This is a genomic window from Microbispora bryophytorum, from assembly GCF_043197435.1.
In the GTDB taxonomy this organism is placed as follows: Bacteria; Actinomycetota; Actinomycetes; order Streptosporangiales; family Streptosporangiaceae; genus Microbispora; species Microbispora bryophytorum.
Window position 1 is genome coordinate 665,261 of sequence record NZ_JBICTF010000005.1, and the last position, 20,859, is coordinate 686,119.

The 20,859-nt window shown below is 71.6% G+C and carries 18 protein-coding genes and 1 pseudogene; 9 read left to right on the forward strand and 10 right to left on the reverse strand.

Annotation, left to right across the window (positions count from 1 at the left end):
* Positions 1-591 precede the first annotated feature (591 nt).
* Positions 592-770, reverse strand: a pseudogene (locus ACGFIB_RS20465) (transposase); the annotation flags it as partial.
* A 106-nt stretch (positions 771-876) separates the two neighbouring features.
* On the opposite strand from ACGFIB_RS20465, the gene ACGFIB_RS20470 reads away from it, so the two are divergent.
* Positions 877-1,824 (forward strand): TolB-like translocation protein, encoded by a 948-nt coding sequence (locus tag ACGFIB_RS20470; RefSeq protein ID WP_393373961.1) that lies wholly within the window; start codon positions 877-879, stop codon positions 1,822-1,824.
* A 98-nt stretch (positions 1,825-1,922) separates the two neighbouring features.
* On the opposite strand, the gene ACGFIB_RS20475 is transcribed toward ACGFIB_RS20470, so the two are convergent.
* Positions 1,923-2,837, reverse strand: a complete 915-nt coding sequence (locus ACGFIB_RS20475; protein WP_393373963.1) for an AraC family transcriptional regulator — start codon at positions 2,835-2,837, stop codon at positions 1,923-1,925.
* 128 nt (positions 2,838-2,965) lie between these two features.
* Here ACGFIB_RS20475 and ACGFIB_RS20480 point away from each other — a divergent pair, with 128 nt between their 5' ends.
* The 3 genes from ACGFIB_RS20480 to ACGFIB_RS20490 all read left to right on the forward strand — a co-directional run bounded on the left by ACGFIB_RS20480 (position 2,966) and on the right by ACGFIB_RS20490 (position 9,206).
* A complete protein-coding gene (locus ACGFIB_RS20480) occupies positions 2,966-4,012 on the forward strand; it encodes a LacI family DNA-binding transcriptional regulator (RefSeq protein WP_393373966.1) in 1,047 nt (348 codons plus the stop codon).
* A gap of 244 nt (positions 4,013-4,256) precedes the next feature.
* Positions 4,257-6,533, forward strand: coding sequence for an alpha-galactosidase (locus ACGFIB_RS20485; protein WP_393373968.1), 2,277 nt, complete (start codon positions 4,257-4,259; stop codon positions 6,531-6,533).
* A gap of 129 nt (positions 6,534-6,662) precedes the next feature.
* Positions 6,663-9,206 (forward strand): CBM35 domain-containing protein, encoded by a 2,544-nt coding sequence (locus ACGFIB_RS20490; RefSeq protein ID WP_393373971.1) that lies wholly within the window; start codon positions 6,663-6,665, stop codon positions 9,204-9,206.
* 67 nt (positions 9,207-9,273) lie between these two features.
* On the opposite strand, the gene ACGFIB_RS20495 is transcribed toward ACGFIB_RS20490, so the two are convergent.
* The 4 genes from ACGFIB_RS20495 to ACGFIB_RS20510 all read right to left on the reverse strand — a co-directional run bounded on the left by ACGFIB_RS20495 (position 9,274) and on the right by ACGFIB_RS20510 (position 11,992).
* Entirely contained in the window at positions 9,274-9,786 is a 513-nt protein-coding gene (locus tag ACGFIB_RS20495) for a GNAT family N-acetyltransferase (RefSeq protein ID WP_229689569.1), read from the reverse strand.
* Between the two features lie 109 nt (positions 9,787-9,895).
* Positions 9,896-11,164 (reverse strand): cytochrome P450, encoded by a 1,269-nt coding sequence (locus ACGFIB_RS20500; RefSeq protein ID WP_393373975.1) that lies wholly within the window; start codon positions 11,162-11,164, stop codon positions 9,896-9,898.
* A 1-nt stretch (position 11,165) separates the two neighbouring features.
* Positions 11,166-11,366, reverse strand: a complete 201-nt coding sequence (locus ACGFIB_RS20505) for a ferredoxin (protein ID WP_393373977.1) — start codon at positions 11,364-11,366, stop codon at positions 11,166-11,168.
* Entirely contained in the window at positions 11,363-11,992 is a 630-nt protein-coding gene (locus ACGFIB_RS20510) for a TetR/AcrR family transcriptional regulator (RefSeq protein WP_142574869.1), read from the reverse strand. The genes ACGFIB_RS20505 and ACGFIB_RS20510 overlap by 4 nt, the downstream gene beginning before the upstream one ends.
* Before the next feature lie 269 nt (positions 11,993-12,261).
* Between ACGFIB_RS20510 and ACGFIB_RS20515 the strand changes: the two genes are divergently transcribed.
* The 5 genes from ACGFIB_RS20515 to ACGFIB_RS20535 all read left to right on the forward strand — a co-directional run bounded on the left by ACGFIB_RS20515 (position 12,262) and on the right by ACGFIB_RS20535 (position 17,123).
* Positions 12,262-13,392, forward strand: coding sequence for a sensor histidine kinase (locus ACGFIB_RS20515; protein WP_357248950.1), 1,131 nt, complete (start codon positions 12,262-12,264; stop codon positions 13,390-13,392).
* 161 nt (positions 13,393-13,553) lie between these two features.
* The gene (locus tag ACGFIB_RS20520; protein ID WP_142574867.1) at positions 13,554-14,705 is read left to right on the forward strand and encodes a glutathione-independent formaldehyde dehydrogenase; all 1,152 of its coding nucleotides are present in this window, start codon (positions 13,554-13,556) and stop codon (positions 14,703-14,705) included.
* Between the two features lie 144 nt (positions 14,706-14,849).
* The gene (locus ACGFIB_RS20525; RefSeq protein WP_393373981.1) at positions 14,850-15,755 is read left to right on the forward strand and encodes a D-isomer specific 2-hydroxyacid dehydrogenase family protein; all 906 of its coding nucleotides are present in this window, start codon (positions 14,850-14,852) and stop codon (positions 15,753-15,755) included.
* 86 nt (positions 15,756-15,841) lie between these two features.
* Positions 15,842-16,543 (forward strand): hypothetical protein, encoded by a 702-nt coding sequence (locus ACGFIB_RS20530; RefSeq protein WP_393373983.1) that lies wholly within the window; start codon positions 15,842-15,844, stop codon positions 16,541-16,543.
* On the forward strand, positions 16,440-17,123 hold the full coding sequence (locus tag ACGFIB_RS20535) for an endonuclease V (protein WP_393373986.1): 684 nt from the start codon (positions 16,440-16,442) through the stop codon (positions 17,121-17,123). Before ACGFIB_RS20530 ends, ACGFIB_RS20535 begins: the two co-directional genes overlap by 104 nt.
* Positions 17,124-17,215: 92 nt before the next feature.
* On the opposite strand, the gene ACGFIB_RS20540 is transcribed toward ACGFIB_RS20535, so the two are convergent.
* The 4 genes from ACGFIB_RS20540 to ACGFIB_RS20555 form a co-directional block, all read right to left on the reverse strand.
* Positions 17,216-17,524, reverse strand: a complete 309-nt coding sequence (locus tag ACGFIB_RS20540; RefSeq protein WP_393373989.1) for a thiamine-binding protein — start codon at positions 17,522-17,524, stop codon at positions 17,216-17,218.
* A 73-nt stretch (positions 17,525-17,597) separates the two neighbouring features.
* Positions 17,598-18,083 (reverse strand): DUF6194 family protein, encoded by a 486-nt coding sequence (locus ACGFIB_RS20545; protein ID WP_393373992.1) that lies wholly within the window; start codon positions 18,081-18,083, stop codon positions 17,598-17,600.
* A 133-nt stretch (positions 18,084-18,216) separates the two neighbouring features.
* On the reverse strand, positions 18,217-19,074 hold the full coding sequence (locus ACGFIB_RS20550; RefSeq protein WP_357259826.1) for a universal stress protein: 858 nt from the start codon (positions 19,072-19,074) through the stop codon (positions 18,217-18,219).
* Positions 19,075-19,342: 268 nt separating this feature from the next.
* The gene (locus tag ACGFIB_RS20555) at positions 19,343-20,731 is read right to left on the reverse strand and encodes a cellulose binding domain-containing protein (protein ID WP_393373995.1); all 1,389 of its coding nucleotides are present in this window, start codon (positions 20,729-20,731) and stop codon (positions 19,343-19,345) included.
* Between the last annotated feature and the right edge of the window lie 128 nt (positions 20,732-20,859).

The following is a 20,859-nucleotide window of genomic DNA, read 5'->3' on the forward strand; positions in this document are numbered from 1 at the left end:
GATAAGCGTGGCTGCCAGAGCGGAGACCCCTGTTCGGCGTGAAGGAGGAGTGGGATATCCATGGGGAGGTTGGGGCGGGTAGCTGTACTGGCCGTACACAGGGTGCTGCGGTGCCATGGTGGCCTCTCATGGTCAGGTGCTGACGACCCGGTAGATGCGTCATTGATCTTCCAACAGGCACCTGATGTAACGGTCCACAATCGGGACTCGATTTGGTTACGGCTTGCGCATACAGGCGAGCAGCGTCATGTCGGCGTGTCCGCCTTTTCTCCGCATTCGGAATCGTCCATTGATGGGGACGTGAGGGAAGATGCGGACCCGGGGCCCGGGCAGGCAAGTTCACGACGCCACCGGCGAAATCAGCGTACGAGAACGCAATGGCGCCGCCCGTAATTTCACATAGTTCGAACGAGACAGAGCCGTTGGTGAAGGTTGCGCCAAATCGGACTCTGCTGCCTGTGAACTCTGTCTGTTCGGAAGACGAATGGCCGAAGAGATCTGATGAGGTCCGGCAGAGTCTTCAGTCCGAAATTCCCGCGGTTCGCCTGAGGTGGGCCAAGCCAGGCAGGGCTCCTCCCATGAGCAGGACTATTTGGCGGCTTCCTCGTTCACCCCCTCCAGCAAGGCGTCGAAGACGTCGGCATCCCTCCACTGCCGGAAGCGATTGTGAACGGTCCGCGGGCTCCGAATTCCTCGGACATCTCCCGCCACTGCCCGCCCGTCCTGAACCGCCAGGTCACGCCCTCGAACCGCTGCCGCAGCCGCTGGGGTAGGGACGATCACAACGCGATACGCGCCCTGGTTCTGTGACCGGCCTCAGAAGCCGGATCGCGCGACCACCATCCTTGATGTCGGCATCAATGCGAAGATGTCGGAATGCTGTCCCGAGTAGCATCGGCCGCGGTGCTGGCCGCCGCGGCGTTCATGACCACCCCCCAGGCCGAGGCAGCGGCGACCCCACCCGTGATCCGTTACGCGGGTCTCGGGTCCTGCCTCCAGGCCGACGGGGGCCGTCATCCCTGCGGCCCGTTGAAGATCTGGCTGAGCAACGGCCGTGTCGTCGCGCTCCCCGGCGCCCGCAGGACCGTGGCGGCCGACGAGTACACCGTCGCCGGCGTCATCGCCGTCTCCCAGGACGGCGCGCAGGCCGCGTACTTCGCGGGGAAGGACGGCGTGCTCACGATCTTGAACGCCGCCACCGGCAGGGCGCGCGAGGTTCCCACGGTGGCATGGCCGGACGACCTCCGGATGGACGCGCTCACCCTCTCTCCGGGTGGCCGGTTTCTCAGCATGCGCGGGGTGAACGCCTCCGAACGGGAGGTCGACCGAGTGGCGGACACGACCACGGGGAAGGTGTTCACCCTGCCGAGGGGATACCAGACCTGGGACTTCAGCCCGGACGGGAAGCGCATGATGGCGGGCGACAACCGCAGGGCGGTGCTCTACGCGACCGGCACGTGGTCGGTGAAGCTACGGCGGTCGGTCTACATGCGGGGCGACCTCGGCCCCGACGGCGTCACCGTGGCCGCGCCGAAATGGACGAAGACCGGCGGTTCCGTCAAGAACGTGGTCCTCACCCGCAACCTCGCCACCGCGAAGAAGACCAGCATCCCCATCCGGCTCCGCACTGGTGAGACCGCCTTGACGGCACGCTGGGACAAGGCTGGCCACCTTGATGTCCTGACCCGCTCCGATCGTCACGTGAACGGTGACCTGCGCAGGACGCACACCTGGTATCGGGTGAACCGCGCCACACACCAGCTGCGCCGGCTCGACTCCTTCGTCATCCCGTCCTCGGTGGGAGGCTACGTACTCGCCGAGTGACGATTCGGGCGGCCTCGGCTGACGCCGGGCGAACGATGCGCTGACATCACCGGCGAGAAGCCCGAGACAGTGCTCCGCGGACGCAGAGCGGCCCATCGTCAGGCGAGCGCGGCGGTCCACTTCGCGGGCGTGAGGCCGTAGGCCCGTTTGAACATGCGCGACATGTGGGCCTGGTCGGCGAAGCCCGCGAGCTGGGCCGCCCCGGCCAGGGGCACGCCGCCGCGCAGCAGCCGGCGGGCCAGGTCGAGTTGCCGCATCGTGCGGAAGCGGGTCGGGCTGGTACCGAACGCGACGCGGAACTGGCGTGCGACCGTCCACCGGTCCAGGCCCGCGATCTGCTCGAACTCGGCGAGCGTGTGCCGCACCGTCGGGTCGTCGGCGATCAGGTCGCGGACGCGGGCCAGCGCCTCCAGCGCCAGCGGAGCCCGCACACCCGGCCGCACGGTGCTTCCCCCGGAGGAGTGCCGCACAGAGGAGTGCCGCACAGAGGAGTCCCGCCCGGAGGAGTGCCGCACGAGCATGTGGACCGCCCGCAGGGTGAGCGTCAGCCGTCCGGCCTCGTCCAGCGGCTCGTCGATGTCCCGCAGGCACGCCGCGAGTGCGGGGTCGGCGTCGCGCCGCCCGATCACGGGATCGGCGACGAACGGCAGCGGCGCCCCGCGCAGCGCCTCCTGCACGAGGGAGGGGTCGAGGTAGATGATCCGGTAACCGAACCCCTCGTCGGTGCCCGCCACACCGTCGTGCGGCTCGTCGGGATGCAGGACGTGCCACTCCCCCGGCAGGCAGTGCCGCAGCTCCCCGCGGTAGCGGAACGTCTGCACGCCCCGCAGCGTCATCCCGATCGCGTACGTGTCGTGGCGGTGCGTGGCGAACCCCTCGCCGGTGAGCGACGCCTCCAGCCGCTCGATGCCCGCCGCGCCGGAGCCGAACCGCAGCCGATGGCCGGGCCGGTCCCCGCCGTCCCGCAGATGCCGGCGCAGGCCCGCACCGCCCTCCGGTGACTCGTACCCCACGCGCCGAGACTACAGGCGCTCGCGGCCGTCGCCGGAGCCGCCGGCCGCCGTGACCAAGGCCGGGCCCCGCGTCGCGAGCCCGCACGGCGGTTTTGACCCCGGCTCGCCGCACCGATCACGATGGGTGCGTGAACGCAACCCCTGTTGAGATGCCCTCGCCGCGTCCCGGCCGGGAGACGGCGCCGAGCATCCGCGACGTCGCGGCGGCGGCGGGCGTGTCCAGGCAGACGGTGTCGCGGGTGCTCAACGCCTCGCCCAAGGTGAGCGCCGAGACGCGGCGGACCGTCATGGAGGTCATCGAACGGCTGCGGTACCGGCCCAACCGGGTGGCGCGGGCGCTGGGAACGGGGCGGGCGCGGGGCGTGACGGTGGTCACCTCCGACACCATGCTGTACGGCTACGCCTCGACACTGCAGGGCATCGAGGAGGCGGCCCGGGTCGAGGGCCTGGCCGTCGGGGTGCGGGTGGTCGAATCGGACCGCGAGGGCGACGTGCGCAGCGCCGCCGACTACGTCAGCGATCCGAGCGCCGGGGGCGTGATCGTGATCGCGTTCGACGCGGCCGGCATCGCGGTGCTGCGCGCGCTCCCCGAGTCCCTGCCCGGGGCGGCCGCCGTCGAGCCGGGCGTGCGCGGTGTGGCGCGGCCCGCGATCTGCCTGGACGAGCAGCAGGCGTCGGCCGAGGCGACGCGGCACCTGCTGGCCCTGGGACACCGGACCGTCCATCACGTGGCGATCCCCTCGGAGTCGGAGCACAGCGGACGTCAGGCGGGCTGGCGCCGTGCGCTGGCGGAAGCCGGAGCGGCAGTCCCGCCGGTGGTGCTGGTGGGCTGGGACGTGCGATCGGCGTACGAGGCGGGACGGGTCCTGGCCGCCGACGCCGGTGTGACCGCGATCCTGTGCGGCAACGACCACATCGCCCTGGCGGTGCGGCGGGCGCTGTTCGAGGCGGGCAAGGACGTGCCGGGTGACGTGAGCATCGTGGGCTTCGACGGGGTGCCCGGCGCGGAGTATTGGACACCTTCGCTGACGACGGTGGAGATGGACTTCGCCGGGCTGGGCCGTGCCACGGTGGCGGCGGTGCTGGCCGAGCTCGCGGGGGCGCCTCAGCCCGCGGTGTCGCTGACGCCGCCGCGGCTGGTGGTGCGCGAGTCCACGGCGCCTCCGCGCACGTGAGCCGCATCGGCGCCGCCCGGCCGGCCAGCCCGTAGGAGGCCGTACGGCCGGAGGCGGCCGATCCGGACGGGTCGCCGGGTGTTGATAACAACAACGTAACGGGGCCTTCTCGTCGCTCATGTGACCGGTCACACTCTGATTTATGCTGATGTGACCGGTCACACATTGCAAGGGAGAGCCCCTCATCGCGGCCCGCACGCCGTACGACCTCCGGAGAACCCGGCTCGATCGTCAGGAGACGCAGTTGGACTCACCGCCCACCGAGACCAGCCTGGAGTGGGGGCACTCGGCACTGCGGGTGGTGATCGCCATATCACCCGACGGTGTGGCGAGCATCCGCGAGCTGGGCACGGGCGATCCGGGGCCGAGGCCGCCCGCGCAGCCTCTCGTGGAGGTGCTGCTGGCCGGTCACGGACGGGCGCGGGCGTCCCACCGCTTCTCCGACACCGCGGTCGGCCGCCGTCTCACCTACGCAGGGGCCGAGCGGGTCCGCGACGGGCGGTGGCACGAGTTGCGGGTCACCCTGCGGGACGAGCAGACCGGCCTGGAGGCGCACGCGCACCTGCGCTCGGCCGAGGGCGTGCCGGCCGTGCGGTCCTGGACGACGATCGTCAACCGCGGCGCCGCAGAGGTGGTCGTGCTGGGCGTGACCTCGTTCGCCGCCGCGTTCCCGTCCGGCTCGGTGGGCGGGCTGCAGGTCGTGCACGCCGACAGCGAATGGCTGGGCGAGAGCCGCTGGCACCTGCGGCCGCTGCGCGAGGAGATGGCGGACCTCAACCTGCCGCTGCACGGCCAGGACGGCCGGGGCCGTCTCGCGGTCACCAGCACCGGCACCTGGTCGACGGGGCAGCACCTGCCCACGGCGGCCCTGCTCGACCCGGACTCCGGCCGGGCATGGCTGTGGCAGGTCGAGCACAACGGCCCGTGGCGGTGGGAGGTCGGCGAGCGCAGGGACGGCGCCTACGTCGCACTGCTCGGCCCCACCGACATCGACCACCAGTGGCACGCCGTCCTCGCCCCCGGCGAATCGTTCACCACGGTCCCGGCGTCCGTGGCGGTCTCCTCCTTCCGGCCGCACAGCACCCCCGGTGCGATGCACGGCACCCCCGGTGCGATGCACGGCACCCCCGGTGCGATGCACGGCACCCCCGGTGCGATGCACGGCACCCCCGGTGCGATGCACGGCGCCCCCGGTGCGATGCACAGCGCCTACGCTGCGTTACACGATGCGGCGGCGGCACTGACCGCCCACCGCCGCGCCCTGGTGCGCCCCCATCCGGACCGGGCCCGCCTGCCCGTCGTGTTCAACGACTACATGAACACCCTCATGGGCGATCCGACGACCGCGAAGCTGGTCCCGCTGATCGACGCCGCCGCCGAGGCGGGCGCCGAGGTGTTCTGCATCGACGCCGGCTGGTACGACGACGACGGCGACTGGTGGGACAGCGTCGGCGAGTGGCAGCCGTCCCGGACGCGCTTCCCGCAGGGCATCGAGGAGGTCCTGTCCCACATCAGGAGGCGCGGCATGGTCCCGGGCCTGTGGCTGGAGCCCGAGGTGATCGGCGTGCGCAGCCCCATGGCCGGCAAGCTGCCCGCCGAGGCGTTCCTGCAGCGGGGCGGCACGAGGATCGTGGAGCACGGCCGCTACCACCTCGACCTGCGCCACCCCGCCGCCGTCGCCCATCTCGACGAGGTCGTCGACCGGCTCGTGGAACAGCTCGGCGTGGGCTACTTCAAGCTCGACTACAACATCGACCCCGGCGCGGGCACCGACGTGGACGCCGCGAGCCCGGGCGCGGGGCTGCTTGCCTGCAACCGGGCGCACCAGGCGTGGCTGGAGGCGGTCCTCGACCGCCATCCGGACCTGATCCTGGAGAACTGCGCCTCCGGCGCGATGCGCATGGACTACGCCCTGCTGTCGCGCATGCAACTCCAGTCGACCAGCGACCAGCAGGACCCCCTGCTGTATCCCCCGATCGCGGTGGCCGCTCCGCTGTCCGTCCTGCCGGAGCAGTCGGCGAGCTGGGCCTATCCCCAGCCCGGCATGGACGACGAGCGGGTCGCCTACAGCCTGTGCACCGGCATGCTGGGCCGCCTCTACCTGTCCGGCCACCTGCCCACCATGACCGGCGCGCAGCGCGAGGCGGTGAGGGCGGCCGTCGCCGCCTACCGGGACCTCCGCACCGACCTGGCCGCGGCCGTCCCCGTCTGGCCGCTGGGGCTTCCGGGCTGGGCCGACCCCTGGCTCAGCCTCGGCCTGACCACGCCTGACCACACGTACGTGGGGGTCTGGTGCCGCGCGGACGAGCGGGCGACGGCCTCGCTGTCGCTCCCGCATCTCGCCGGACGACAGGTCGATGTCGAGGTCGTCTACCCCCGCCACCTGCCCGCCTGGGACGGGGAGTGGGATCAGGAGACGGGCCGGCTCATCCTCGGCAAGCCGGTTCCCGGCCCTTCCGCCCGGATCTTTCGCGTTTCAGCCGTCTCACCATCCTCAGCCCATTCGTCCCTCGTGCTCTGAGTCCCGGGTCTGCGGTCTTGGACCCCCACATGGTCTTCTCCGTCGCCCATCACATGATCGTCTCTGCCCTATCACCCCTCCAGCCATCACTGCAGGGCGCTCACGCGTCCCGGCAACAGGAGAGGACACATGCACCGACAAAGGTCACTCCGGCGCACCCGCGAGTCCACCGCGGCCGACGTCGTCGCGGTGGACTTCGCGCAGCGCACCGGGCCGGTCCACGGCGGCGCGACCGGCATGCTGTACGGCCTGTCCGACCCGGGGGTCCCGGGAGATCCCCTCGTCGCAGGCGCCCGGCCGCGTACGGTCGCCCAGAAGGCCCCGGACGGCGACCAGCACCCCAACGGCGACGCGCTCAGGATCGCGGACGGCTTCTTCGCGGCGGGCGGCGAGGAGATCGTCGTCTACATGCAGGACGTCTACAGCAATTGGCCCTACGAGAACCTCGGCATCGACGACTACCTCGCCAAGGTCGGCGCGATGGTGCGCAAGGTTGTCACGGAGCGTCCGCAGGACAAGCGCAAGTTCGTCTGGGTGCCGTTCAACGAGCCCGACTTCATCTGGTACGAGGACTGGTCCACGATGAAGCAGAAGTTCTTCGACGACTGGAAGGCGGTCGTCGAGCGCATCCGCTCCATCGACCCCGGCGCCCGCATCGTCGGCCCCAACGAGGCCGGCTACAACCCCGGCCGCCTGCGCGACTTCCTCACCTGGGCCCGGGACGCCACCTGCGGCGCGAGGAGTTGCCTGCCGGACATCATGGCCTGGCATGAACTGTCGCGCGACAGCCTCGCCGCCTACCGGGACCACTACGAGAACTACCGGCAGATGGAGCGCGACCTCGGCGTCGGCCCGCTGCCGATCACCATCGACGAGTACGGCAACCGGCGCGACATGTCCGTCCCCGGCCAGATGGTCCAGTGGATCACGATGTTCGAGGACACCAAGGTGGACGCCGACATGGCGTTCTGGACCTACGCCGGCAACCTCTCCGACCACGCGGTGCGCACCCGTCAGGCCAACGGCGCGTGGTGGCTGCTCAAGTGGTACGCGGATCTGACCGGGCAGACGGTGAGGGCGACCCCGCCGCAGCCGGGGGTCGCCGACACGGTCCAGGCCCTCGCGGCCGTCGATCCCTCCGCACGGCGGGGCACCGTGCTGGTCGGCGGCGGCGCCGCGCCGGTCCGGCTCGACGTCTCCGGGCTCGACCCCGCGATCTTCGGCAAGCAGGTCGACGTCGTCGTGTCCAGGACGACGTGGACCGGATACGAGGGCGACGCCCTGCAGCCGCCGGTCGTCGCGGCCACCCGGACCACCCTGCGCGGCGGCACGCTGCGGGTGGACCTGCCGGGCGGCGACGTGATGGCCGCCTACCGGGTCATGATCGTCCCCGCCAGCGGCGGCGCGCCCGCCGCCGGCGCGCCGTGGAGCGTCTCGGTGGAGGCCGAGTCGGCCACGCTCACCTCGGCCCAGGCGTACGACCAGGACACCACGGCCGACCCGCAGCTCTACGCGACCTCCGGCAAGCGGGACGTCGGCTCCATGAACAGGGCCGGCTCCGCCGTCACGTTCCCGGTCACCGTGCCGCGCGACGGTCGCTACCGCCTGGGCATCTTCCAGGGCGCGAACAAGGCGCCCGGCAGGCACGCGCTGTTCGTGGACGGCGCGCTCGACCAGATCGTGCAGTATTCGGCCGGTCTCGGCTGGACCTACCGCGGCCGCACCGATGTGGAGGTCGAGTTGACCGCCGGCGTCCACGAGCTGTCCCTGCGCGCCGGCGCGGACGGGACGGCCCTGCTGCCCGGCTGCGACGTCACGCTGGACAAGTTCGACCTCACCGAGCTCACCGGCCCCGAGCGGGCGGCGTACCCGGCCGACGAGGCGCGGCTGTCCGGGGGCGCGGGCATGACCCGCGAGGGCAGGGGGGCCGCCGTCACCCTCGGTGGCGCCGCCCAGGCCACGTTCTTCGCCGCGGTGAGCGAGGACGGCTACTACGACCTGACCTTCTCCTACGAGGCGGCCCAAGCCGGCGGCCTCGACGTCCGCGTCGACGGACGGCGGATCGCCGGTCTGCGCGCGGTTCGGCCCGGTGAGGCGGCCTCCCGTGCCCGCGTCCACCTCCCCGCCGGCGTCTCGGTGGTCGAGGTGGGCGGCCCGGCCGGCCTGCGGTTACGCGGGCTGACCACGGTCAGGGCCGAGGAGGCGGACGCGGCGGTCCACCGGATCGAGGCCCAGCATGCGCAGCGCGCCGGAACGGCGCGCGTGGTCGCCGTCCCCGCCACGAGCGGCTCGAACGCCTCCGGGGGCGCCTACGTCAGCGACCTCGGCGACGGCGCGGCCAACACGCTCACCCTCACCCGGCCCGCCGGGTTCGGCCCCGGCGAGTACGTCCTCGTGGCGCACTACGCCAACGCCGACCGGAACACCGGTCACCCCTACAACACCGATGTCATCAGTCGGTTCCTCGACATCACCGAGACGGGCGGGGCGACGACGCGCGGCGTGTTCCGGCACTCCTACGCCTGGGACAACTTCTGGTCCCAGGCGACGCCGCTCACCCTGACGACCGCCTCCGGCGCGCTCGTCCTGGGCAACGCCACGGCGCAGGCCCCCAATCTCGACCGGTTGGAACTCGCGCGGCTCGTGCTGGAGGTCGACAACACAGCCAAGTGACCGGAAAAGCCCGCGGGACATCGGCAAGGGGGCACCGCCTCGGGCCTCGGTGGAGACCTCCCGTGGCTCACGTGGCCGGGGGCCGCAGGCCGAGCCACTGCTCGGCGTCCCAGGCCTGGAACCGCTCGACCTCGGTGAACCCCAGCTTTGCCGCGAGGCGCATCGAGCCGGCGTTGGCGCTCTGGGTGGTGAGCACCACCGGCTCGCCGGGAAGGGCACCGTCGAACCAGTCGAGTGCCGCCGCGCACGCCTCGGCGGCGTACCCCTGCCTCCAGGCCTTCGGCAGGAACAGGTAACCGAGATCGGCCTTCCCCACGGCGGCCGGGCGACGGTGCCCGGTCGCTCTCCTGAGCAGGATCTGGCCGATCATCGCCCCGTCGAGCTCGACGACGAAACTCCCGGGCCACCGCTCGGGCACTTCGGGCATCTCACGCTCGAGCTCGTCACGCGGCCGGGGACCGCCGAGGTAGGTGTGCACCTCCGGCGAGGCGAGCATCTCGATGAACGTCGCCCGGTCCCGCGCCTCGGGCTCACGGAGCACGAGCCGCTCGGTCAGGATCGGCTCAGGCGGCCAAGCCACATCTCCTAGATCTGACATGCGCGCAAGCTAACAACCCTGCAGGACGACGTTCAACGTGAACATGAACGCGTGGCTCACCGGCCGGCCCGGCGATCGGGCCGGCGACCGGTCAGCCGATGCGGAGCGGAAGCGTGCGCGGCCCCCGCACCTGGCCAGGGGCCCAGGCCACCGTCGAGGGGTCGGCGAGGCCGAACACGGGGACCCGCTCCAGCCAGACCTCCAGGGCGACCCGGAGCTCCATGCGGGCCAGATGGGAACCGACGCAGCGGTGGATGCCGAGCCCGAACGCCGCGTGCCGGTTGATCTCCCGGTCGATCACCACTTCGCCGGGCCGGTCGAACTGCGCGGGATCACGGTTGGCGGCCGGGAACGACAGCAGGACCCAGTCGTCGGCCTTCATGTCGACGCCGCGCCAGTGCATGTCCTCCTTGACCAGCCGCGCCATCGTGACCGGCGCGTACGCCCGGAGGAACTCCTCCATCGCGGTCGGCAGCAGTTCCGGCTCGGCGACCAGGCGATCGCGGTCGGCCGGTGTCTTCGCCAGGTGCCACAGCGATGCGCCGATGGCGCTCCACGTCGTGTCGATCCCGGCGATGAGCAGCAGGGCCATCGTGCCGGCCACGTGCGAGGGATCGAGCTTGCGGCCGTACAGCTCCGCGTCGATGAGATAGGTGGTGAGGTCGTCGCGCGGGGCGGCGACGTGATCGCGGATCTGCTCCAGCAGGTAGTCGAACAGCTCCCCCATGTTCGCGACCCGCTGCTCCGGCGGCAGGTTGACGCCTTCGAGCGCGTGCTCGACGAACTCCCGGAACCTCGGCCCGTCCTCCGGCGGGAAGCCCAGCATGTCGGCGATGACCCGCATCGGTATGTGCTGCGCGTAGTCACGGGCGGCGTCGACGATCTCCGCGCCCTCGAAGCCGTCGATCAGCGAGTGGCAGAACGCCCGCGCCGCCTCCTCCCGCTTCGCCACCTCCTTCTTGGTGAACGCCGGGAGCAGCAGTTTGCGCGCGTCGTGGTGGAACGGCGGGTCGGAGGAGATCGGCGGCACGGCTCCCACCGGCGCGATGTCCCTGGGCGGTCGGTAGTTGCTCATGATGATCGCCCGGGAGGAGAAGTGCTCGGTGTCGTAGGCGATCGCCGCGACGTCCTCGTACCGCGTCGGCAGCCATCCGCCGCCGAACCTCTCGGTGTGCGCGATCGGGCAGCGCCCCCGCAGATCGTCCTGGATGGGGTACGGATCGGCGGCCCACTCGGGCTCCAGGTGGGAGAAGTCGGTGGCCCACTCGGAGACCGGGCCGGTGATGATCTCGCTGCGGGTGCCGAGGGGCTCCTCCTGACCCTCGCGGAAGTCGCGGACGAAGCGATCGTCGACGGTCATGTCATGCCTCCTCGACGAGAACGATCGCCTTCTCCGGGCAGTTGGAGGCCGCGACCCGCGCCGCGCGCTCGGCGCCCTCCGGCACGAGGCCGTCGCCGGCGACCCGGCCATAGCCCTCGTCGTCCTCGGTGAACAGGTCGGGCGACAGGTCGTAGCAACGGCCGTGTCCCTGACAGCGCTCGGGATCGATCTGCACTTTCACTGGTGCTCCCCTTTACTCAGTGGCGTCCGCGGGGCGGGGTCGGTCGGGGCGATGGCGGCGACGAGGCGGGTGAGCAGCGCGCTCCACTCCTCGTCGCCGACCGCGTGCAGGTCCGGCGTGAGGAGTGCGCTGCCCATCGTGAGCAGGAGGCAGAGATGGGCGACGGCGACGGGCGAGAGCGCCGGATCGATCTCGCCGGTGTCCTGGGCGGTGCGGACGAGCCCGGCGAGCCAGCCGGCCCGCTCGCCGACGTAGTCGTGCATCGGACGGGCCGCGTCCTCGTCGCGGCGGGCCGCGATCAGCGCCTCGACGATCAGGGAGCCGCGGGCGTCAGGACGGCGAGGGAGGCGGCGGCCCACGGCGACCAGTAGCTCGGCGACCGGCCGGTCGGGATCGGCGGCCAGCAGGTCGGCCAGCAGTCGCGGCCCGTGGGCGCGCAGTGCGGCCACGATCAGCTCGGCCTTCGAGTCGAAGTGCGCGTACAGGGCGCCGTTGCTCACCCCGGCCGCCGCGGCGATGTCGGCCACGCGTGCGCCGTCGTACCCGCGCCGGGCGAACACGTCGACGGCCGCGCGCAGTAGCCGCTCCCGCGTCTCGGCGGCGGTGACACCCGCGATCCGGCCCACTACGGAATTAAATGGTCGTTCATTTGATCGCGTCAAGACCGCGCTTGCCCGATGGGCTCCGGCGATTCGGCGGCGATTAGCGTGCGGTGGGTGGCGTTCCTGGCATGGCGAACCACCCGCCGCCACCTCGCGATGAGCTGTCGTCGATCTGCTGACAGTCCGGTTCCGTCCGGGGCCCCAGAGTCAACTCGGTGACGTCGGACGCCATCGCTGCGTCAAAAATGACCGCCGATGTGACAAGCATGGGATAAAAGACGCAAACTGGCAGGATGTGGAACAAACCGGGCGTGCGCGGCGACTGGTTCGTGGACGCGGCGCTGGCCGCGGCTGTCATCGCGTTCACGATCCCCACCACACTCATCGGCTACAGCTTCTCCATCTGGGGCGGCGCGCCGGACGAGCTCGAGATCGCGACAGGGGTGATCACCGCGGCGGCCATGCTGGTGCGGCGCCGCACCCCGTGGCCCGCCATCGTCGCCTCGGCCGTGTGCGCCTGCGTAACCGGGCAGGTCGTGCCGATGATCCTCGCCGTCTTCTCGATGACCGCCGAGCATCGGGTGCGCCAGTGGCAGTACGTCGCCCTGGCCATGACTGCGGTCTACTTCACGGTCGACTACCGCAACCCTCACTCCGACCACTCGATCTACTTGAACGTCGTCCGCGCGCTGACCCTCATCTACCTGCCCGCGGTGGTCGGCACCTGGGTGCACGCCTACCGGCGGCTCATCCGTGACCTGCGTATCGGCGTGCGCGAACGCGAGGAGATCGCCGCCTCCGAGGAGCGCCGCAAGATCGCCAGGGAGATGCACGACACCGTCACCCACGCGGTCACCGCCATGGTGCTCAACGCGGGCATGGTCCGTGACGCCGCCGAGCCGGGCGAGATCCGGGAGCTGACGACGGTCATCGAGGACAAGGGCGTGCAGGCGCTCGGCGAACTGCGGCACCTGCTCACCGTGCTCCGGCACGAGGAAGGTGACCTCGCCGAGGGCATCGAAGCGATCGCCCGGCTGGTCGGCGAGGCGCAGGCGAGCGGGCTCAAGGTCGATCTCCGCCTCGACGTTCCCCAGGGGGCGCTGCCCCGGCAGATCTCGCACGCGTGTTACCGCCTGGTGCAGGAGGGGCTCAGCAACGTGCACAAGCACGCGCCGGACTCCCTCGTGCACGTCACCTGCGAGGTCAGCGGCGATCAGGTGGCCGTCTCCGTGGTCGACACGCCGGACCGCGCCGACCCCGGCGGGAAGACGATCAGGGCCGCGCCCTCCCTCGGCGGCGGGTACGGCCTGGCCGGCATCAGAGAGCGCGTCTCCCTCGCACAGGGCCGGTTCTTCTCCGGCCCGACCCCCGACGGCGGCTTCGTACTCAGCGCCTGGCTTCCCCTCCGATTCCCGCACGCCTAGACCTGTTTGTTTTCTCCCCACCCGGCGGGGTACGCCACCCACATCGATACAGCGCGGCACGGAGGCCCGGAGCGCATCGGCGCCGGGCCACCGTCGCGGAAAGCGGGTGCTGCGGGTCGCTTCGCACGCGCCCACCGTAACGATCGCCTTTGAGAGTAGCCATGAAAGCCGTGGTCTACGTAGGGCCTCGACAGGTCAGAGTCACCACCGTTCCGGACGCACGGATCGAACGGCACACCGACGTGCTCGTCCGCGTCACCACCTCCAACATCTGCGGGTCCGACCTGCACATGTACGAGGGCCGAACCAGTTTCGCGCCGGGCCGGGTCCTCGGTCACGAGAACCTCGGCGAGGTCGTGGAGATCGGGAGCGCCGTCGACCGGGTCAAGGTCGGCGACATGGTGTGCCTGCCGTTCAACATCTCGTGCGGCTTCTGCGCCAACTGCGAGAAGGGCCTGACAGCATTCTGCCTGACCACCAATCCCGATCCGTGCCTGGCCGGCGCCGCGTACGGCTATGCCGACATGGGCCCGTACAACGGCGGCCAGGCCGAGCTGCTGCGGGTGCCGTACGGGGACTTCAACTGCCTCGTCCTGCCGGAGGACGCGCGGGACAAGCAGACCGACTACGTCATGCTGGCCGACGTCTGGCCCACCGGCTGGCACGCGACCATGCTCGCCTGCGTGCAGCCGGGCGACACCGTCGCGATCTACGGCGCGGGCCCGGTCGGCCTGATGGCCGCGTACTCCGCCCTGCTCAGGAACGCGAGCTGCGTGATGGTCATCGACCACCATCAGGACCGGCTGACCAAGGCGGAGGAGATCGGCGCGATTCCGATCGACGACTCCCGCTCCTCCCCTGTCGAGCAGATCCTGGAGCTCACTCAGGGGATCGGCGCCGACCGGGGCTGCGAGTGCGTGGGCTTCCAGGCGCACGACTCGGAGGGCTCGGAGCGTCCCAACATGACGCTGAACGCGCTGGTCAAGTCGGTGAAGTTCACCGGGAACATCGCCGTCGTCGGCCTGTTCCTCCCTCGCGACCCGACCGGCCGGAACGACCTGTACAAGCGGGGAGAAATGGCCATCGACTACGGGACCTTCTGGTACAAGGGCCAGACGATGAGCACCGGCCAGTGCAACGTCAAGAACTACAACCGGCAGCTGTGCGCCCTCATCCACGAGGGCGGCGCCCGGCCGTCCTGGATCGTCTCGCACGAGCTGGACCTCGACGACGCGCCCGAGGCGTACGCGCACTTCGACGCGCGGGAGAAGGGCTGGACCAAGGTGGTCCTGCACCCGGGCAAGGCCGGCTGACCGCGCAGCGGCCCCCGTCCTGATCGGCATGGGCCGGTCCGGTGATCGGCGGAAGCGCGCAGACCATACTCTTGGGGCAGACCATACTCTTGGGGAGGAAAGCCGCGCCGCCGAGGCGCCCGGCGCGACCAGGAAGGGACAGGCGTGCTCACCGTCTGTGTGGCCCCGGAGGACCCGTCACTGATCGTCGAATCGATCCGCGCCGCCGGTGGTGAGGTGGTCGGCGATCCCCGCCGGGCGGAGGCGCTGGTCTGGACCGACTCGCGGCCGGAGGGCGTGCGCGACTACCTGACGCCGAGCGTGCGCTGGGTCCAGCTGCCCTCCGCGGGCATCGAACGGTGGACCCGGGAGGGGCTCGTCGACTCCACGCGCGTGTGGTGCTCGGCCGCGGGCGCCTACGCCCCGCAGGTCGCCGAGCACGCCCTCGCCCTGCTGCTGGCCGGGGTGCACCGGCTGCCCGCCGCCGCCCGGAGCCGTACGTGGCAGCGTGACCAGCCCGGCAGGCTGCGCGCGAGCACGGTGGCCGTCGTCGGCGCGGGCGGGATCGGCAGGGCGGTCATCCCCGCGCTGCGCGCCCTCGGCGCGGACGTCCTCGCGGTCAACCGCTCGGGCGAGCCCGTGGAGGGCGCGGTCGCGACCGTGCCGTTCGAGGACCTGGCCGCCGTCTGGCCACGGGCCGATCACGTCATCCTGGCCGCGCCCGCCACCCCCGAGACCTACCGGATGGTCGGGCGGGACGAACTGCGCGCCCTGGGCCCGAAGGCGTGGCTGGTCAACGTGGCCCGGGGTGAGCTGGTCGACACCGACGCACTGCTCGCCGCGCTGCGCGCCGGCGAGGTCGGCGGCGCCGCCCTCGACGTCACCGACCCGGAGCCGCTGCCGGACGGGCACGGCCTGTGGGCCGAGCCGAATGTGCTCATCACCTCGCACAGCGCCAACCCGCAGGCCCGCCTCACTGAGAGCCTCGCCGAGCGCGTACGCGAGAACGTCGCCCGCTACCTTCGGGGGGAGCCGCTCCTGGGCCAGATCGATCCGGCGCGGGGCTACTGACGCGGGGCTACTGACGCGGCCGTCGTGCCGATGAGGCTGACGGGGGGCCGCGGCATCCGGCGCTGCGGGCGATCGCCCTCTATCTGGTGCTGTCGGCCCTGGTCGCCGAGATCACTGGCGCGGTGGCGGGCGAGGCGTGGGAGACGGCGTTCCGCGGCCTGAGTGGGGCCGACAGCGGGTCCGTCTGGTGGCTGATGAGCGCGCCGGCGTACGTCCCTTCCGTCCTCGGGGCGCTGGTGGCCGTGCTGCTGCACCGCAGGATCGGGACCTTCCGCCTGGCCTGGTGGGCCCTGATCGTGACCAGGCCGTTCACCCTGCTGCTCGCCTTGTCCGGCATCGGGCCCGCGTGGGTCTGGTACGTCCTCGGGACCGCCGTCCCGGCGACCGGAAGCCTGGTCGCCTCCGTCGCCCTGCTCAGCCACCGGCAGGCCGTCACGCCCCACCGGCTGCTCGGGCGGACGGGCGCTGTGCTGGTCGTCCTCACCACCGTGGCCGGCGGCGTGGCGGACCTCCTGGAGGGGCCCGCGGAGCGGCTGACCGAGGTGGGCGGCGCCGCACTCGCCACCGTCGCCGCACTCGCCGCCACGATTCCGCTGCTGCGGGCCCGCCGGTCCGCGGCCGGGCACGAAGCGGGATCGGCGGGGGCGTTCCGGGACACTCGCCGGCGGCGTCTATCGTTCCCGCATGAAGATCTGTTCCATCGCCGCTCCGGCCACGGCCCAGGAGGCGGAGGCGATCCAGGACGCCCTGCGGCCCCGGCTGGACCTGACCGGCCCGGGTCCCCGTGACCCCGCCCTGGTCGCGGGGGTGGACGTGGCCTACGCCGACGACCTGCTGGCCGCCGCGGTCGTGGTGCTCGACGGGACGAGTCTGAACGTGGTCGAGCAGGTGACGGTGCCGGGACGGCCCGCCTTCGGCTACGTGCCCGGCCTGCTCGCCTTCCGCGAACTGCCCAGCCTCGTCGACGCGCTGGAGCGGCTCACCGTCACACCCGATTTGATCGTCTGCGACGGGTACGGCCTGGCGCATCCGCGGCGGTTCGGCCTCGCCTGCCATCTCGGGGTGCTCACCGGCCTGCCCACGATCGGCGTCGGCAAGACGGCCTTCGTCGGCTCCTTCGAGCCGCCCGGCCGGGAGCGCGGCTCATGGAGCGAGCTGCTCCTGGACGGACAGGTGGTCGGCCGGGTGCTGCGCACCCGGGACGGGGTCAAACCGGTCTTCGTCTCCGTCGGCCACCGCGTCGACCTGGAGACCGCCTGCCACGACGTGCTTACCCTGACCCCACGTCACCGGCTTCCTGAGACGACGCGCGCCGCCGACCGCCTGTCCCGCTCGGCGCTCAAGGCCGCCCTGGCTGCCTCCAACTGACCGTCACCTCACGCCGGCCGACCGAAGCGGAGAAGGTGCGGCCAGTCGAGGTGCGCCCGCGCGCGGTGGCGGCGAGGTGCCCCCGGCCGTGATCAGGAGGCGTCTTCGGCGAGGTGGCGTTCCACGGTGGCGACCTTGGCGTCGAGCCTGCCCTGCCCGGCGCGGGCGTCGGCCTTGAGCACCAGGCTGACGCGGGAGCAGCGGGCCTCCACGGCGGCGACCGCGTCCCTGACGACGCCGAGCACCTCGTCCCACGTCTCCCCCTCGACGGTGGTGAACATGGCGTCGGTGCGGTTGGGCAGTCCGGACGCGCGGACCACGCGCACCGCCTCCGCCACCATCTCGCCGACATCCTCACCGGCGCCGATCGGCGTGACGCTGAACGCGACGAGAACCGACATGTGACCTCCTCGAAGATCGCATTCCTCGGGCCACGCTAACACCCGCCGCCGGGCGGCAGCGGGTGCGGGTGGTTCACGCGCGGGTGGTCCGGTCACCCGTCCCGTGGCGGGCGGCCGCACGGGCGTGCGCGCCGGTGAGGAGGGCACGCACCCGTGCGGCGGTGGCGTCGCCGGGGTTGAGCACGCAGATCCACGACTGGGCGGCATACACGGGGTGCGGCAGGATGCGGTCCGGCACGCGGTAGTCCAGCGCCTCGTGGTGGTCGGCGTGCGCGGCCGGCGGATACCCGAGCAGTTCCTCGAACGCGGCACGGCCGACCCCGATGTTGACCCGGAAGACGCCGGGGCGGTTCAGGTCGGAGGCGGTGTCGAACCCCTCGTAGTCCTTCACGACGATCGTGGCGAAGGGCATCTTCCGGTTGGCCGGTTCGCCGTCGGGATCGCAGTAGAAGAAGGTGTCTCCCCATGCCGCCTGCGGGGCGCCGTTGTCCTGCGCGGCGGTGAAGGCGACGACACCCGGCAGGCCGGTCACGAATTCGATGACGTCGTTCTCGGTCACACGAGGTCCCTTTCTCGTCCGATTTCCTCCTTCAAGTTTCTCATTCAAGTCCTTTGTGAGACTTTTGCCGCGACTCCCGCTGGAGGTCCCTCGCCAACTCTCAACTCGCGGATGCGGACGCATGCGCTCGGCCTCAGCTCCGGGGAGGCCGCACCACCGCGACGGGGCAGTGCGCGTGGTGCAGGACCCCACGGCTCACCGAGCCGAGCACCGCCGAGCCGACGGCGCCGCGCCCTCGTGATCCCACGACGAGCAGGTCGGCCTTCTCCCCCGCCTCGACCAGCGCGGCGACCGGATGCGTGCAGACGGCCTGCATCTCTGCGGTGACGTCGGGATACCGGTCGCGGTGGGTCCGCAGTGCGCCCGCCACGTAGTCCTCCTGTGCCTTGCGCACCTCGTCGAGGTCATAGCTGATCTCGGGCGCGAAAGGGTGCACCGGAAGCTGCCAGGCGTACACGGCGAGCAGGCGGCAGTCGCGCAGCCGCGCTTCCTCGAACGCGTAGGTCAGGGCGGCTCCGGCCTCGTCGGAGCCGTCGATCCCGACGACGACCAGCCCGTGGAGCGCAGACACCCCGGCCCGCACCACGACGACGGGGACGTCGACCTGCCCGGCGACGTGCATGCCCACCGACCCGAGCAGCATGCCGGCGAACCCGCCGTGTCCCCTGCTGCCGATCACGATCTCCGCTGCGTTCCCGGCGCTCTGCCGCAGCACCCGGGACGGGTCGCCCTCGATCATGGTGGTGGTCACCCGGACCGCCGGATGGTTCTCCCGTACGGCCTGCTCGGCCTCCTCCAGGATCCGCCGGCCGGCCCGATCGAGCTGGTCCTCGATCGGGACCGGATAGCGCGCGATCTCGTACGGCAGGCGGTCCACCGCGTGGACGATCCGCAGCGGCAGGCCCTTGCGTGCCGCGTCGCCCGCGGCCCACTCCACCGCGGCGGCCGCGGCGCGCGATCCGTCGGTGCCCACGATGACGGGTTGGGTCATGGCTCCTCCTTCTGCTCCTGCCTCCTATCCGACCGCCTGCGCCTCGTCCGGGGCAGGGCCGCTGGTCCCTGCCCCGGGGGACCTTCCGCCTCCCAATGCAGACATTTCAGGGCAGCGGTCCCAGGGCAGCGGTCCCCAAGCAGAGATCGCGCCGAGGTGCTCACGTGGAGCGGCCGGCTCGCGTGGCGCCGAGGCGCGCGAGCCGGCCGGAGGTCGGGAGCAGGGCGGAGGGCGGAAGCGGGTCAGAGGACAGAGACGGGTTGGAGGGTCAGGAGCAGGCGAACCCGCTCGCCCCCGGCGAGGAGGAACCGGACCCCTGGAAGCCGAAGCTCGCCGACGCGCCGGGCGCGAGGCTCGTCGCCCACGAGGGCGCCTTGGCCGTCCAGCGGGTGCCGCTGGAGGTCACGGTCGCGCTCCACCCGCTGACGAGGCCCACTCCGGACGGCATGTCCCAGGTGACCGTCCAGTTCGGCCAGGCCGCCGTGCCGGTGTTCTTGACCGTGACGTTCGCCGTGAACCCGCCCTGCCACGAGCTGGCCACCTGGTAGGTCACCTGGCAGGTCCCGGGCTTCGCCGACGGCGACGCGCTGGGGCTGGGCGACGCGGACGGAGACACAGACGGGGACGCCGACGGAGACGGGGATGCGGACGGAGACGCAGACGGGGACGCCGAGGGCGAAGCGGACGGCGACGGCGACGGCGAGCCGCTGGGCGTCGTCGTGGTGTAGCTCGCCTCGGTGTAGTCCGCGCCGCACTGCGACCCGCAGGAGGCGGGCAGGGCGAAGCTGTAGACCCGGCCACCGTTCACCAGCGAGTCGGACACGTCGCGCACCCGGATCTGGAACTGCGTCGCGCCCTGCGTGACCCCGCCGATGATGTACGACTGGCCCATGTCGGAGTTCATCTGGGCCTGCTTCCAGGCGCCGTCGGCGTAGTACTCCACCCCGTGGATGCCGTTGGGCAGGTGGGAGACCGCGATCGCGGGCCACCATGCCTGCGCGCCCTTCATGAACCCGATCCTGATGTCGCCGCTGTAGCCGGGCGCCGGGATGAACGACCAGGTCATGTGGCGGTTGTTCCAGTGGTTCGGGTACATGTCCCCGACCGGCGTCCCGTTCTTGGCGAACCTGTTGAGCGACGGCTTCGACAGGTCCAGGTGATACGGGTCGTCGCGGCACCAGCCGTTGGAGTCGCCGCAGCTGTCGGCGACGAGCATCGTGAGCGTGGCGCCGTTGTAGGCGTCGGAGACCCACGAGCCGTTGCGGCAGAACGCCTGGCCGGGCGCGCCGTCGTTGACGCCGGTGCAGTAGTCGGAGACGGTCACCTTCACGTACCGGCCGCAGTTGAGGCCGTTGTTCCACAGCCCGGCCTTGGACGCGTTCGCGCCGGTCAGCGGCCGGGGGTAGAAGGAGTAGTCGCCGGGCGTGTCGTACACGTTGAGCGCGACGAAGTCCTGCGAGTCCAGCTCCGACTGCGGCATGCCACAGCCGCCGTACGGTGAGCCGAGCCCGTCGAAGTAGGTCGCGCTGCCGGTCACCGGTGCGGGCGGGTCGTCGACCGCGCCTGCCGGTGTCGCGGCGGGCCAGACGGTGAGCAGCACCGCGGCGACGGCGGCCGCCCAGATGCGGCGTCGGACGGAGTTTGCGCGGCCGGTCATCGGGCTCCCCTGCGGTCACGGTCGTGCTCGGAACGCCGAGATCGTGGCTGCGGGGCGGTCAGGCGGTCAAGGAGTCCTGGCGGACGATCACGGTGAGCTGGGAATCCTTCGGTGAATGCCTGTAACTT